Genomic DNA, 13,986 nt, shown 5'->3' with positions numbered 1-13,986 from the left:
AGTCAAGCCCGAAGGGAAGTTGGCATCCGTTGAGGGGTTGAGCTTTTCGCAGCAACCCAGCCAGCAAGTTTTTTTCAACAGGCCGCCAGGCGAAGCGCGCGCCCGGACACGGGCCAAAAGCCCCCCGTCGGTTCGCTTGGCGGGCGCCATTGCCAACCAAAAGTAACCAGTTCAAACCATGTTGACCGATGAGCGAAAATATGAATTATCCTTCCACTGACGACCATGAACTGTCGGCGGTATTGAGCCGGCCCCCCCCTTTTCTTCATGGAGGATTCCGATGAGTGATAAAATCATACGTGTCAATATGTCGGATTTGAGCGCCAAGGTCGAGGCGGTTCCCAAGGACTGGATGGGTCTGGGAGGACGCGGCTTGACGTCCACCGTCGTGGCGGCCGAGGTCAAGCCCACCTGCCACCCCCTGGGCAGGCACAACAAGCTGGTCTTCGCGCCCGGCCTGCTCTCGGGCACGACGGCGGCCAACTCCGGCCGGCTTTCCTGCGGCGCGAAAAGCCCGCTGACCGGCACCATCAAGGAAGCCAACTCCGGCGGCACCTCGGCCCAAATGCTGGCCAAGCTGGGCGTCAAGGCGCTCATCATCGAAGGCAAGCCCGCGCGTGACGACATCTGGTACGGCCTGAGCATCGACGCCAACGGCGCGACCCTCAAAGAGGAAACCGAAACCGTGGGCATGGGCAACTTCGCCGTGGTGCAAACGCTCAATGAACGTTTCGGCCCCAAGGTCGGTGTCATCACCATCGGCCCGGCCGGCGAGATGCGGATGGCCGCCGCCAACATCTCGGTCAAGGACCCCGACAACCACATCCGCTCGCACGGCCGCGGGGGCCTGGGCGCGGTCATGGGGTCCAAGCGCCTCAAGTTCATCGCCATCGCCTCCACCGACGAAAAGGTCGCCCTTGCCGATCCCGAGGCCTTCAAGGCGGCGAACCGCGCCTTTACCAAGGCCCTGGTCAACCACCCCGTCAGCAAGGCCCTGGGGCAGTACGGCACCAACGTGCTCGTCAACATCATCAACGAAGCCGGCGGAATGCCCACCAGGAACTTTACCGCGGGCCAGTTCGAAGGGCACGAAGCCATCTCCGGCGAAACCATGTACGACACCATCGTCGCCCGGGGCGGCAAGCCGACGCACAACTGCCATCCCGGCTGCGTCATCAAGTGTTCGCAGGTCTATAACGACCTCAAGGGCCAGTACCGGACCTCGGGTTTCGAATACGAGACCATCTGGGCCCTGGGCGCGGACTGCGCCATCGACAACCTCGACTGCGTGGCCGAGGCCGACAACCTGATGGACGACATCGGCGTGGACGCCATTGAGGTTTCCGTGGCCTTCGGCGTGGCCATGGAGGCCGGCGTGCTCCCCTTCGGCGACGGCGCCGGGGTCTGCCGTATCCTGCGGGAAGACGTGGCCAAGGGCACGCCCCTGGGCCGCATCCTCGGCAACGGCGCGGGTTCCGTGGGCCGAACCTACGGCATAACCCGGGTGCCGGTGGTCAAGAACCAGGCCCTGCCCGCCTACGACCCGCGCGCCATCAAGGGCATCGGCATCACCTACGCCACCTCCACCCAGGGCGCGGACCACACCATGGGCTACACCATCACCACCAACATCCTGGGCGTCGGCGGGAAGGTCGACCCGCTGAGCAAGGAAGGCCAGGTGGAACTGTCGCGCAACCTGCAAATCGCCACCGCCGCCATCGACTCCACGGGCATGTGCCTGTTCATCGCCTTCGCGGCCCTGGATGACGCCACCTGTCTTCCGTCGCTCATCGACATGATCAACGCCCGCTTCGGCATCAGCCTGACGGCGGACGACGTGACCAACCTCGGCATGAACATTCTCAAGACCGAACACGCTTTCAACTTGGCCGCGGGTTTCACCAACAAGGACGACCGCCTGCCGGAGTTCTTTTCCGAAGAGCCCATCGCCCCGCACAACGTGGTCTGGGACATCAGCGACGAGGCCATCGATTCGTTCTGGGATTTCTAGGAGGTTCGCAAGACAGCCTTTCCACGGTCGGCTCCAAGACGTTTTTTGCCACCTTTGCTTCACAGAACGTTTCGCGCCCCCTGGACAACCGGGGGGCGCGAACCCCAAGAAACACCATGCAATGCACCGTCAAGCTCTTCGCGTATTTTCGGAACAACCGCTTCAAGCAACAGGTCATGGACGTCGCCGAGGGGACCACGGTGGAAATGATCATTGACTCCCTTGGCCTGCCGCGTGATGAAGTCGGGGTGACCATGATCAACTCGCGCCATTGCGAACTGAACCAGCGCCTGGCCGAGGGCAACCAACTGGCCATCTTTCCGGTTATCGGCGGGGGATGAGCCCTCGCCCCGGCCACAGGACGCCAGGCGGCCCGGCCGGACAAAACAGACGCGCGCGGCACGGTTGCGGGACGAATTCCCCGTGAAAACACTCGGCTTGGGAGCGCGAAAGGGTATGGAAGGATTCTTCAATCTGGTTAGTCCGGAACACGTTCTGGCTCTGCTCCAGGAGTTTCCCCCGCTCGGCGCCGAAAACGCGCCCCTGCACGAGGCCCGGGGGCGCATTCTGGCCCGGGAACTGGTCGCCGGAGAGCCGGTCCCGCCGTTTTCCCGATCCACCATGGACGGCTACGCCGTCCGCGCGGCGGACACCTTCGGCTGCTCCGAGTCCCAGCCGGCGCTTTTGACCTTGACCGGGGAGATCGCCATGGGCTCCTCCAGCCGGGATCTGCGCCTGCGTCCGGGACAGGCCGCCCGCATTTGGACGGGCGGGGAACTGCCGCCCAGGGCGGACGCCGTGGCCATGGTCGAGCATACGCAAATGCTGGACCCCGAGACGGTAACCGTGTTCCGGCCGGTCGCGCCGGGAACGAACGTCATCCAGGTCGGCGAGGACATCGCCCCCGGGGCGGTTCTCCTGGACCGGGGCCACTGCCTGCGGCCCCAGGACCTGGGGCTTTGCGCGGGCCTGGGCCTCACCAGCGCGCCGGTCCGGCGACGCCCCCGCGTGGGCGTACTTTCCACCGGCAACGAACTGATACCCCCCGGCCAGGACACGCAGCCGGGCAAAATCCGCGACATGAACTCCACCACCCTGCAAGCCCTGGTGGAGGAAGCCGGCGGCGTCTGCGTTCCCCTGGGCATCTGCGGCGACGACCATGACGCCCTTTTGCGCGTCTGCGCGAACGCCCTGCCCGACATCGACATGCTGCTCGTTTCCGGCGGCAGCTCGGTGGGTCGCGCGGATTTCACGGCCCGCGTTTTTTCCGCCATCCCCGGCTGCTCCCTCCTGGCGCACGGGGTGGCCATCCGTCCCGGCAAGCCCACCATCCTGGCGCGCCAGGGCGACAAGGCGCTTTGGGGATTGCCCGGGCATGCCGCCTCCGCCATGGTGGTCTTTTACTGTTTCGTGCGCCCCCTGCTGCGGCAATACGCGGGCCTGGGCGTATCCCATGGGCTCAAAAGCGTCCGGGTGCTCACCGCGCAGCAGATTCCCTCGGTCGTCGGACGCGAGGACTACGTTCGGGTGCGGCTCACGGCCGCGGCTCACGGCGAATTGCCTCTGGCCACGCCGATCTACGGCAAGTCCGGGCTGCTACGTTCGCTGGTGCGGGCCGACGGCCTGCTTGCCGTCGGACGCGACGTGGAAGGCCTGGACCAGGGGGTCGAGAGCCAAGTGCTGCTGTTTCCCTGAGGTGTCGTCAACCGTTACGGGCCGTGGTCTGTCCAGGGTCCGAAAAATCCGTGAGCATCCTCATGACGCGAAAAATCTATCTCAACATGAAGCCCCTGAAAGAGGCGCAACGGATATTCTGGTCCCGGTTCTCGGACCATGAGACCGGCAAACGGACCATTGCCGCCCGCGAGGCCTGCGGTCGGGTGACCGCCAGCCCCGTCCGGGCGCGCTTTTCCTCGCCCTCGTTCAACTCGGCGGCCATGGACGGCCTGGCCGTGCGGGCCGAGGACACCTTCGGCGCGTCCGACGACACCCCGCTCACCCTGCACGTGGATGCCAACGAAGCCGTGATGGTCAACACGGGCTATCCCCTGCCGGAGGACAAGGACGCGGTGCTCATGATCGAAAACGTGCTCCTGAGCCAGGACGGCGCAAAGGCCGTCATCCGCGCGCCGGCCTACCCCTGGCAGCACGTGCGCAAGGTGGGCGAAGACATCGTGGCCACGGAGCTGCTCTTTCCCTCGGGCCATCGTCTGCGGCCGATCGACATCGGCGCGTTGCTTTCGGCCGGTTGCGCCACGGTCCAGGTACGCATGCGCCCCGCGGTGACCATCCTCCCCACGGGCAGCGAGCTTGTCAGGCTGGAGGACTCCCCGGAGGGCGTCCCGGCCGGAAAGACCATCGAATCCAACGCCTCGGTGCTGGCCGAGCTGGCCGTTCAGGCCGGAGCCGAGGTGCGGATCGAGCCGATCATCCCGGATGATTTCGAGACCATCGTCGAACGCGTGCGCAATGCGGTTTCCCAGGCCGACCTGGTGATCGTCAACGCCGGCTCCTCGGCGGGCAGCGCCGACTACACGGTGCGGGTCATCGAACGGCTGGGGGCGGTTCTGGTTCACGGCATCACCATCATGCCGGGCAAGCCGACGATCCTGGGCGAAATCGACGGCAAACCGGTGGTCGGCATGCCGGGGTATCCGGTCTCGGCCGTCATCGCCATGGAACAACTGGTGCTCCCCCTGCTGCGGCGCATGCAGGCACTGGACGTGCCGGAACCGGACATCCTCCGGGCGGTGCTGGCCAAGGACCTGCCCTCGCGCGTGGGCATCGAGGAGTTTCGCCGGGTGGTCGTGGGCCGCATCGGCGCGGTCCATGTGGCCGCGCCGCTCCAGCAGGGCGCCGGCTCCATCACCACGCTGACCCGCGCCAACGCCATCTTCCGCATTCCCGCCGCGTCCGAGGGGGAAGTCCGCGACCGCGAGGTGGATATCGAACTCCTCGTGCCCCGCAACCAGGTGGAGCGCACCCTCCTGTGCACGGGCAGCCACGACCTCTGCCTGGATGTGCTCGACGACCATCTGCGCCAACGCGCGCCCGCCTATTTTCTGGCGTCCACCCATGTCGGCAGCCTGGGCGGCATCATGGCCCTCAAACAGGGCATGTGCCACATCGCCGGTTCGCATCTGCTCGATCCCGAGGACGGCTCCTACAACAGACGCGCCGTGCTGCGCCACCTGGCCGGCAGGGATATCCGCATCGTCACCCTGGTGCACCGCGAACAGGGATTCATCGTCCGCAAGGGCAACCCCTCGGGGATCGCCGGCATCCACGACCTGACGCGCAAGGACGTGCGCTTCATCAACCGCCAGGCCGGTTCCGGCACACGCGTGCTGCTCGACTACGAACTCTCCCGCAACGGACTCGATGCCGACGACATCCGGGGCTACGACGACGACGAGTACACGCACATGGCGGTAGCCGTGTCCGTGCTCTCCGGGAAGGCGGATGTCGGCATGGGCATCAAGAGCGCCGCCAGGGCGCTGGATCTGGATTTCGTGCCCGTGGTGGAGGAACGCTACGACCTGCTCATCCCGGGAGAACTCTTCGAAACGCCCATGATCCGGGCGGTGCTTGAGACGATCGACGCCCCGGCATTCCGGCGGGCCGTGGAAGCGTTGGGCGGATATTCCACCCGGGAGACGGGACAGCCGGTCCCCCTGGATTGATCGGGCGAGCGGGTCAGGAGTCGTGTTGAACCAGGAAGTCGCATTCCCGGAGGTCAACGTGCATCCAGCCCTCGCGCAAGGCGGAGGGAAGCCCCAAAAGCAGCTTGACCGCCTCCGCGGCCTGAAGGCTCGCGATTACGGCCACGGTGAAGGAAAGGACCGCCGGCGTCTGCGCCGCCGTGGACACGCGCGCCGGATAGAGACGGTCCAGCAGGTCGCCGCCCGGCATGTGCACGCCCACCTGGCCGCACCAACCGGCGACGGCGCCATGCACCAGGGGCAGACCGCGGCGACCGCACAGCGCGGCCAGATCGCGCCGGGCGGGGAGGTCGTCCAGGCAGTCGACCACGACATCCACCCGGAAGGCCTCGTCGGCCTCCTGGTCCCGGAAGTCGGACGCAAAGGCGCGCACCGTGCCGAAAGCATGCACTTCCGACGCCCGACGGGCCGCCGCCTCCGCCTTGTTGCGTCCCATGGTGGAACGCAGGGCGTTGAGCTGACGATTGCAGTTGCTAGGGGAGAACGCGTCCGGGTCGAAAAGGTGCAGCCGGCCCACCCCGATCCGGACAAGTTCGTCGACAACATGGCCGCCCAACCCGCCGCAGCCGACAACGGCCGCGCTTGCGTCGCGCAGCCGGTCTTGCTGCTCCGCAGTGACCGCGCCCAGGTTGCGCAGAAGGGTCTCGGGAAAGGACGACACGGCGTAGGCTCGCTTCACACCTTGCAATGGCATGACGATAGGGCCAGGCATGACCACTGTCAATTGCGGCCTCGACAGACGCGCGCGACAGGGGCGTCGCCGTGCGCAACGTCCTGTCGCATTCTCGATGCCCGGGCGGCGGGCGGCGATCCGACATGACGGCTGCGCGCACAGGGGCCGAAAACGACCGGCAACGGCAATCCCTGCGCTGGCTGGACATCGCCGCGCGCACGGCCCACCTCGGCGCGGCCGCCATGCTGTTCGGTTGCGCGGCGACGGCCGGACCCGCCGGGAATTCGACCCTGTGGCAAGCTGTTGTTCTCGCAACGGGCTTTCTCCTGGCGGCGCTGGAATGGCTCCGGGACCGGCACTGGCCGCACCGCGGAGCCGGCCTTTTGACCTTCCTGCACGTCGGGCTCGTTGTCGTGTTGCGCTTTCATCCCGACTGGACATTGGCCCTGCTCTGGGCAATCCTCGTTGTCGGCAGCGTGTGTAGCCACATGCCTCGCGGCTACCGCCACTGGTCGATTGTGCAGGGCTGGGAGCGACGGGAAAATACCGGCCCAAACGGGGCGGACGCCGGGTAAGCCCACTTTTCGGAGGCGGAAATGACCCATCTGATGACGACCAGGGAAGTCGCCGAGTTCCTCCATGTGAACGAGAAAAAAGTCTATTCGCTGATTTCCGACAACAGGCTGCCCGCGACCCGGGTCGCCGGCAAATGGGTCTTTCCCAGGCACCTGATCGAACAGTGGGTTGAAAACAACACCATCAACTTTCCGGCCCATGCCCGCTCCATAACGACCAATCCACGGCTGGTGGTGCTCGCCGGCAGCAACGACCTGCTCCTGGACAAAGCCATCGCCTTGTACAACCGATCCTTCCCAGGGCGTCTCGCGGTCTTCGCCAACATCGGCAGCCAGGGCGGAATCCTGGCCCTGCGCAAGGACCTTTGCCACATCTGCGCCAGCCACCTCATCCAGGACGACGAAGTCGAATACAACTTCCAGTTCGCGGCCGAATTGTTCGACGAAATGCCCGTGGTGGTCAATTTGTGCCGCCGGCACCAGGGATTGCTCTTCCGCAAGGACAATCCGCTGGACATTCACTCGGTGGCGCACCTGGGACGCCCGGGCGTGCGGCTTGTCAATCGCGCCCTGGGCACCGGCACCCGGGTGTTGCTGGACCGCGAGCTGGAAAAGGCCAACCTCCGGGGCGACAAGATCTGCGGATACGACAATGAAGTCTCCCGGCACATGGATGTCGGCCTGGAAATCCTGGCCGGTCGGGCCGATGTCGGCCCGGCCATCGAGCCTGTCGCGGTCGCCCTGAATCTCGGCTTCCTGCCGTTGCGCTGGGAGCGCTACGACCTGCTTGTCTGCAAAAACGTTTTTTTCGAAAAATCGATCCAGAGCTTCATCGGCTTGATCCGGTCCGAAGAATTCCTGGGAAACGCCAGGGGCCTTGCCGGATACGACACCACGTCAACCGGCAGCGTGGTCTTTCAGGAATCCCAGGAATAGATTCGCCCCTGCGCGCCCCCTCCCCCGCAAACCACGAACAAAAGACAAAACCGATGCCTCCTGAAGCTGATTGCCGAATCACGATGGCGCTTTCGAGCGCCCTGGCGCGTACATTCGCCTCCTTGTTGCAGGAGGGATTTTACTGTTTCCTCGCGGCGCCCGTCTCCATCCGGGACTTCCTCCTTGGACTGCCCGGATTTTCGGCGGATTATATCGAAAACGCGGTGCAGACCATTTTTCACAACGGCGTCGCGACCGACAGCCTGGACACCCCCCTGCGCGCCGGCGATACGCTGGCCCTCTCGGCGGCGATGCCGGGACTTGCCGGAGCCATTTTCCGGCGGGAAGGCATCCACGCCTCCCTGCGCAGCACGGTGGAGGAGCCCGCGCACCCGGCATCGAACCGGGAGGGGTTCATCCTGGTCAAACTCTACAACAACGTTGGCGCCGACCGCATCGTCGATATACTGCGCCACGGCGTGCGTCTCTCCAGCGGCGCGCTGACCAGTTTTTTCAAACGACGCGCCGACTTGTCCCATCAGCCCATGCGGATCTTCCATGAGGGCCACCGCATTGCGATAGACCAATTGCTGGACCTTGTTTCCACGCGGCAACAGGTTGAACTGACGCTGCTGCCCGGCTGAGCGCCGCACGAGGCCCCGGGTGCCTCAACAGGCTGGCGAAAATGGACCTGAGGACCGGACGGCTACGGGCGCTTTCGCCCTTTGGCCGGGCCGGACGCGAGCAGGCGTCGCAGGCAGCCGAGCAGCCTCGGGCCCGCGTTGTCCACCACGTGGCAGGAGAGGATCTTTTTGCGCCCCGCAAGGCCCTTGTCCCGAAGCCGGACCGGATCGGCGATCAGGTCCGTGACGGCCCGAGCCATGGCGCGCGTGTCTTCGAAATCGACCACGACCCCGATATCCGGGGTGATCAGTTGGCAGAATTCCCCCACACCGGCGAAACACACGGCCGGGGAACCGCATTCATAGGCCTCCATGCCGGCCAGGGACGAGTAGTCCTCGCGCGAGGCCAGGAGAAAGAGGTCGCTGGCCAGCAGGTAGTCCTTGTAGTTCGCCTTGGCCCCCAGAAAACGCACCGGGGAATCGGGATCGTCCATGCCCAGCAGGGCGTAATCCAGGTCCGGGGCCGGGGACTTGCCCCCGATCCAGCAGAACAGCACGGGCGAACGGGTCGATCCGCGGACCATTCTGGCCACTTCCACGAACAGATCGGTTCCCTTGCGCCACTCGGCGTAGCCGCATCCCAGCACGATCGTGGCGTCCATGGGCAGGCCCAACGCGCGACGCTTGGCGGCCTTGTGTCCGATCTGATCCCGGGAGACGGTGGGCGCGAAAAACGCCTCGACCACATCAATCCTCTCGGGGGGCAGGGCGTGCCGGGCAACCAGGTTGTCCTTCACCTTCACCGACCCGGCGATGTAGTGGTCGGTGTACGCGAACAGGGCGTCCAGCCGGTCTTGGCCGACATACGTGCGCAGCACGTATTCCAGCTCGTGCACATAGGTGACGATCGGCGCGTCAAGCGAGGCCAACAGGTCATAGGCCTCGGCGCAGAAGGTCGTGTTGCCGAAAACCGCGTCCACCGGCCCGCCGCAAAAGGCCTCGAGCCGCCGCAGGCTCTCCTGGCGGTCCAGGCCCGGGGGCGCGATGTCCCCATGAAATGACAGCACCGGACCGAGCTCCTCGAATTGCCCGAGCAGCTCCCCTCCCCAGAGGGAGAGGATGCGCAGTTCGATATCCGTATGCTCGCCAAGCCAGCGCAGCCAGTGGAGCAACAGAAGCGGCGCTCCCGTGCGGGTGAAATCGTGGGAGATGACAAGCAGTTTCATCCCGGAGCCCCTGGAAGATGTCCGCGGTGCGGGCGCTTCCCCAACGGGGGCGGCGGGGGCCCTCTCCCGGTCCAGACGAACCAGGCCCCGTTCCAGGGAAGCCAGTCGGTTTCGCACCAGAAACCCGGATTTCCAATAGGAACGCTCAAACCCGCTATAGATGCTTTCCACCGAGGGGTCCGGCCCCAGGTCCACGGCCAGGGGCATGCCGTCGCCAACGTGCTCCACGGCGTCGAAATGGACAAGGTCGCCCAGGATGGCGGCCTCGATCGGCCCGGGGTCCCTGGCCAGGTCCAGGATGGCCTCCTGGCAGGCGGCGGGAGAAAACATCGGGTCGTCCATGTCGCGCGGGGCCAGCGCTTCCAGGACGGCCGCCTGGTACACGGACAGTTTTTCGTCGTACTGCCGCCGTTCTTCCGGATTGTCCGCGAACCGGGGACGAAACCGCCCGAAGCGGCTTTCATATCCGCAGACCCCGCCATGCGGCGCGGCGTGCAGCATTTCCATGAGGATGACCGGTCCCAGGGGCGAAAACAGTTTCGGGTTTTGGCAGACGTGTTCGTGCCAGGCGGTCATGGCGTGTTCCAAAAAGCCGTGGAGAACGCGCCCGTCCCGGCGATGGGTGTTGGTGCAGTCGAGCAGGCCGAGATAGTATCCGGCGATATCGCCAGCAAAGCCCAACCGTTGCAGGGCCGCCGTGAAGCTGGCTTGCAGACTGCCGGCCCAGCCCAGATCCACGGCCGCGATGTTCCGAAACCGTTTGAAATCGAAACGGCTCAGGTAGGCGTCCAGATTCGCGCGATGGCGGGCGAACTCCAGGCGCAGCGGAATTTCGATATCGGACAGGAGGCGGCACATCCTGTCCGCAGAGGCCGCGTCCCGGTTCACGACATCGTCCGGGCGCAAGCCGTGGCGGTCGAGAACCTCGGCCAGCCGGTCGGGGGCAAGCCGCACGCCCGTGCGCGTCAGGAAGTCGCGGACCGTCTTGGGCTGGGTGCCGGACAGGAGGAACGTGAACGCCTTTTCGTCCAGAGCGACGATGTTCGCCATGCACAAGGTGTAGCGGGACACGCAGCAGTAGGCCGAAGGAGGCAGGGAGGCGTTCGCGGCTCGAAAGCGATCGTATATCCTTTTGAGCAGATGGCCGTCGCGCGAGAAAAACAGGACCAGATCGTGGCGATTTTGCAGGGCGCATTGGGCAATCCACGCGACCAGGGAACCGTGGAGAATCGGCCCGTGGGTGCGCCCCAGGAAATCGAAAAACCGTCGGGAATCGGTTTCGGCGAGCCCTGACGGCCAATGGGACGCCTTGAGACGGCTCAAGGGGAGAATGTGCCGCTCCAGGGGGCGCGTCTTGGCCATGGCGAGGCGGCGGTGATCATGAACGGCGTGGCGAATGCCCAAACGCTCCGGCATGGCCGCGTCCGCGTGGAGGTTGTCGCCAATATGCAGCACGCGGTGCGCGGCGAGCTCGAACGTGTCCAGAACGGCCCGGAAAAGACCGCCGTCGCCACCTTTGGTCGTCAGCCGCTCCGAGGAGAGAAACACCTCGAGAAAGCCCTCGTAGCCGTTGTCGAGAAGCATGGCCTCGATCACCGGGCGGGGCAGGTACATGTCCGAGACGAACACCACGGGCAGCCTTCTGCCCCTGGCCCGACGGAAAAGGTCCAGCACCAGGGGATCGGCCGTGACGCAGGCGCGTTCAACGGCTATTTCGATCTCCTTGGCCTTTTCCAGCAGCCAGGGCGCCCACCCCGTTCGGACCTGGACGTGGCTGTAGATCGAGGCCAGACTGGTCTCCGCGACTCCGTGCGCCTGCCTGGCCGTCTGTCGGGCCTGGCGTTCGGCTTGGCGTCGGATGCGCGCGAAGTCGGGCAGGATGAAACCTTGTCCGGCCAGTTCCTCCTGCACCTGACAAAATACGTGGTCCGGTTGGCTGAAAGAGCGCCGCAGGGCTGTGTCGAAGATGTCCAGGGAGAGAAGGCGGATGTCGCGGGGCAACACTGTGGGCAGCCCGGACGTCGTCACGATTTTTCCCCCTCGAAATTGTCGATGCGCCACTGCAGGTCCATGGCCGTCTGCCACCACCGGTCGGCGTCCGCCCTGCTTTGGGCGGCGTCGGCCCTGCTTTGGGCGACCAGGTCCCGGGCCTTGCGGAGTGCCTCGTCCCGGGCCTGGACCAGGCCCCGCTCCCGGGCCTCGGCTTCGTGTCGCAGGTGCATCCTGGCGAGGGGCACGGCCGTTTCCAGTTCGCCGATGCGCGTGTAAAACAGGGCCAGTTGGGGCAATCCCACCTCCAGCAGGTGGCGATAGAGCCGATCGCCCTTGGGGAACAGCAGACCCAGCCCAAAAGCGTGCTCGAAAAGCAGCGACGGATGGTCCAGGGACAATTCGCGCCAAAAGCGCGTGGTCCCATGGCGCTCCGTGAACACGTCGTGCAGGAACATGACGCCTTCGTCGGCCAGCTTGGGCAGCCATGTCCGGTAGTCCTGGGCGACCGCTTCGTACGTGTGGAATCCGTCGATGTGGAGCAGGTCGATGGAGCCGTCTTCAAAGTCCGCCGCGGCGTCCTCGAACTGCTTGCGCAGGGCCACGGTCCGCAGGGACGGAAAACACGCGTCGCACACCTTTTGGAAGGTTTCGAAGACCTCCTCGCCGTAAAACGTATCGTGCGCGTTGCCGATCCAGTTGTCCACCGCGTAAAGACGCATCCAGTCCAGGCCTTCGTCCTTGGCGGCCTGACAGAAGGAAAAGAAGGCGCAGCCGTGAAAGACCCCCAGCTCCACGACCACCCCGGGCCGGATGTTCGCGACGTAGTCGTAGGCGAACTGGCGGTGTCCCGCCCACGGCGCCAGGGCGATTTCGGGGTTGAGGGCGTCCGCCTCGTACACGGCGGGCCGGAAGCGCCAACTAGGAAGCATGCCCGCCGCCTCCCTTCCCGACCAGGCCCAACGCGGCTCGCCGGAGGGGCCGCCAGACCGCGCGCAACGGCCAGGTGAGGATCCCCACCCAGAGATGCAGATCCCGGACCTTGGCCCAAACGGCCCCCTCCACCTCCCGGCTCCGGGCGGCCCCTTGCGCCAGGTCGTTGAGCAGCGCATGGTCGCTCGCCAAAAGCCCGGCACGCTCGTCAACCCTCTCCAGGCGCTGGTCGATCTCCCGCAAAAGCCGCTCGGAACGCGCTTGCGCAGCGCCAAGCTCCTCGAGAACCCGCAGTCGCCGCAGGGCCCCTTCCAGGGCGTCTTGCCTGGCCACGACCGCGCGCAGCTCGGCCAGTTCGCGTTTGAGCGCTTCCACCTCCCCCAACACGTCCACCAGAAAGGGGTTCCCCTCCAAAAGCCCGCCGGCCGGGCGCGACGTGTCCGCCAGGGAACGCCGAAGGGCCTGGTTGCGCACCAGGGCCTCTTCCTGTCGGCGGACGTCGCAGTCCCGGCTGTTGGCATAGGGAGTGCCCTGGAGATTCGTTCGGCGATGGCGATACGCCAACGCCTTGGGGACGACGCCTATTTCACACAGGCAGGAAAGCCGGGTGAGAAACTCCCAGTCGCCCAGGGTCCACAGCGCCTCGTTGAGCCCGCCGAGGACATCCAGGGCGGCCCGGCGAAACACCAGCGAGCAGAAGGGAATGTGGTCGCGGACCAGCAGCTTGGAAAACGAGACGGCCGACATGTCCGGGCTGTGGTCCACCTCGTTTTCAAGCAGAACCTCCCCGTTTTCAATGCGCTCGCTGACGAGCCGCGCGCGGCTCGCCACGCCGCCGAGACGTTCGTTGCCCGGGGTGCGCAGGCAGGCGATGGTTTCCTTCAGAAAGTCGGGCGACCACGTGTCGTCGTCGTCCAGAAAGGCGACGAACTCGCCCACGCCGCCTTGCAGGCCGATGTTGGCCGCCTTGGCCCTGCCCAGGCAGACGGGATTGTGCCGTATCTCCAGGCGGTCTCCGAAAAGCTGCCTGTACGGGGCCAGGCAGGCCTCGACCTCGGACGCCGGGCCGCCGTCGTTGACCAGGACCAGGCTCCAATCCGTATAGGTCTGCGCCAGCACGGTTTCACACGCCCGTCGCATCAACAACGGCCGGTCCCTGGTGCGCATGACCACGTTCACCTTCCCCGCGGCGTCTGGCGTCGGTTTGGGCCAGTCGGGGTCCGGGGTTGAGAATGTCATGGTGCGAAGGACGTCCTGCATGGCGATTGTCCCTTTCGAAAAAATTGTCGGATACTTGC

11 protein-coding genes are annotated in these 13,986 nt (G+C 65.6%); 7 read left to right on the top strand and 4 right to left on the bottom strand.

Annotation, left to right across the window (positions count from 1 at the left end; genetic code table 11):
- Positions 1-280: 280 nt before the first annotated feature.
- The 4 genes from ACYQ01_RS12950 to ACYQ01_RS12935 all read left to right on the top strand — a co-directional run bounded on the left by ACYQ01_RS12950 (position 281) and on the right by ACYQ01_RS12935 (position 5,694).
- On the top strand, positions 281-2,011 hold the full coding sequence (locus ACYQ01_RS12950; protein WP_459934279.1) for an aldehyde ferredoxin oxidoreductase family protein: 1,731 nt from the start codon (positions 281-283) through the stop codon (positions 2,009-2,011).
- Positions 2,012-2,127: 116 nt separating this feature from the next.
- Positions 2,128-2,352, top strand: a complete 225-nt coding sequence (locus tag ACYQ01_RS12945) for a MoaD/ThiS family protein (protein ID WP_459934278.1) — start codon at positions 2,128-2,130, stop codon at positions 2,350-2,352.
- A 115-nt stretch (positions 2,353-2,467) separates the two neighbouring features.
- A complete protein-coding gene (locus ACYQ01_RS12940) occupies positions 2,468-3,706 on the top strand; it encodes a molybdopterin molybdotransferase MoeA (RefSeq protein ID WP_459934277.1) in 1,239 nt (412 codons plus the stop codon).
- Positions 3,707-3,756: 50 nt separating this feature from the next.
- Positions 3,757-5,694, top strand: a complete 1,938-nt coding sequence (locus tag ACYQ01_RS12935) for a molybdopterin biosynthesis protein (RefSeq protein WP_459934276.1) — start codon at positions 3,757-3,759, stop codon at positions 5,692-5,694.
- Positions 5,695-5,707: 13 nt separating this feature from the next.
- Here ACYQ01_RS12935 and ACYQ01_RS12930 read toward each other — a convergent pair whose 3' ends face one another.
- Positions 5,708-6,427, bottom strand: a complete 720-nt coding sequence (locus ACYQ01_RS12930; protein ID WP_459934275.1) for a HesA/MoeB/ThiF family protein — start codon at positions 6,425-6,427, stop codon at positions 5,708-5,710.
- 68 nt (positions 6,428-6,495) lie between these two features.
- Between ACYQ01_RS12930 and ACYQ01_RS12925 the strand changes: the two genes are divergently transcribed.
- From ACYQ01_RS12925 to ACYQ01_RS12915, 3 genes are read left to right on the top strand one after another with little or no spacing between them, the layout of a single operon-like run.
- On the top strand, positions 6,496-6,981 hold the full coding sequence (locus ACYQ01_RS12925; protein WP_459934274.1) for a hypothetical protein: 486 nt from the start codon (positions 6,496-6,498) through the stop codon (positions 6,979-6,981).
- A 21-nt stretch (positions 6,982-7,002) separates the two neighbouring features.
- A complete protein-coding gene (locus ACYQ01_RS12920; RefSeq protein WP_459934273.1) occupies positions 7,003-7,917 on the top strand; it encodes a substrate-binding domain-containing protein in 915 nt (304 codons plus the stop codon).
- 53 nt (positions 7,918-7,970) lie between these two features.
- Complete coding sequence (locus tag ACYQ01_RS12915; RefSeq protein ID WP_459934272.1) at positions 7,971-8,561, top strand: hypothetical protein; 591 nt, start codon at positions 7,971-7,973, stop codon at positions 8,559-8,561.
- 62 nt (positions 8,562-8,623) lie between these two features.
- On the opposite strand, the gene ACYQ01_RS12910 is transcribed toward ACYQ01_RS12915, so the two are convergent.
- The 3 genes from ACYQ01_RS12910 to ACYQ01_RS12900 are packed head-to-tail and all read right to left on the bottom strand — an operon-like array spanning position 8,624 to position 13,927.
- The gene (locus ACYQ01_RS12910; protein ID WP_459934271.1) at positions 8,624-11,794 is read right to left on the bottom strand and encodes a glycosyltransferase; all 3,171 of its coding nucleotides are present in this window, start codon (positions 11,792-11,794) and stop codon (positions 8,624-8,626) included.
- Positions 11,791-12,687, bottom strand: coding sequence for a class I SAM-dependent methyltransferase (locus tag ACYQ01_RS12905; protein WP_459934270.1), 897 nt, complete (start codon positions 12,685-12,687; stop codon positions 11,791-11,793). The genes ACYQ01_RS12910 and ACYQ01_RS12905 overlap by 4 nt, the downstream gene beginning before the upstream one ends.
- Entirely contained in the window at positions 12,677-13,927 is a 1,251-nt protein-coding gene (locus ACYQ01_RS12900) for a glycosyltransferase family 2 protein (RefSeq protein WP_459934269.1), read from the bottom strand. Before ACYQ01_RS12900 ends, ACYQ01_RS12905 begins: the two co-directional genes overlap by 11 nt.
- Between the last annotated feature and the right edge of the window lie 59 nt (positions 13,928-13,986).

Source organism: Fundidesulfovibrio butyratiphilus (assembly GCF_054657235.1).
The sequence above is the reverse complement of the archived record's forward strand: the minus strand, read 5'-3'. Positions and strand labels throughout refer to the sequence as shown.

Coding starts and splice junctions, on each gene's coding strand:
- ACYQ01_RS12950 (WP_459934279.1), top strand. CDS start 281: ATGAGTGATAAAATCATACGTGTCAATATGTCGGATTTGAGCGCCAAG.
- ACYQ01_RS12940 (WP_459934277.1), top strand. CDS start 2,468: ATGGAAGGATTCTTCAATCTGGTTAGTCCGGAACACGTTCTGGCTCTG.
- ACYQ01_RS12900 (WP_459934269.1), bottom strand. CDS start 13,927: ATGACATTCTCAACCCCGGACCCCGACTGGCCCAAACCGACGCCAGAC.
- ACYQ01_RS12905 (WP_459934270.1), bottom strand. CDS start 12,687: ATGCTTCCTAGTTGGCGCTTCCGGCCCGCCGTGTACGAGGCGGACGCC.
- ACYQ01_RS12930 (WP_459934275.1), bottom strand. CDS start 6,427: ATGCCATTGCAAGGTGTGAAGCGAGCCTACGCCGTGTCGTCCTTTCCC.
- ACYQ01_RS12915 (WP_459934272.1), top strand. CDS start 7,971: ATGCCTCCTGAAGCTGATTGCCGAATCACGATGGCGCTTTCGAGCGCC.
- ACYQ01_RS12920 (WP_459934273.1), top strand. CDS start 7,003: ATGACCCATCTGATGACGACCAGGGAAGTCGCCGAGTTCCTCCATGTG.
- ACYQ01_RS12945 (WP_459934278.1), top strand. CDS start 2,128: ATGCAATGCACCGTCAAGCTCTTCGCGTATTTTCGGAACAACCGCTTC.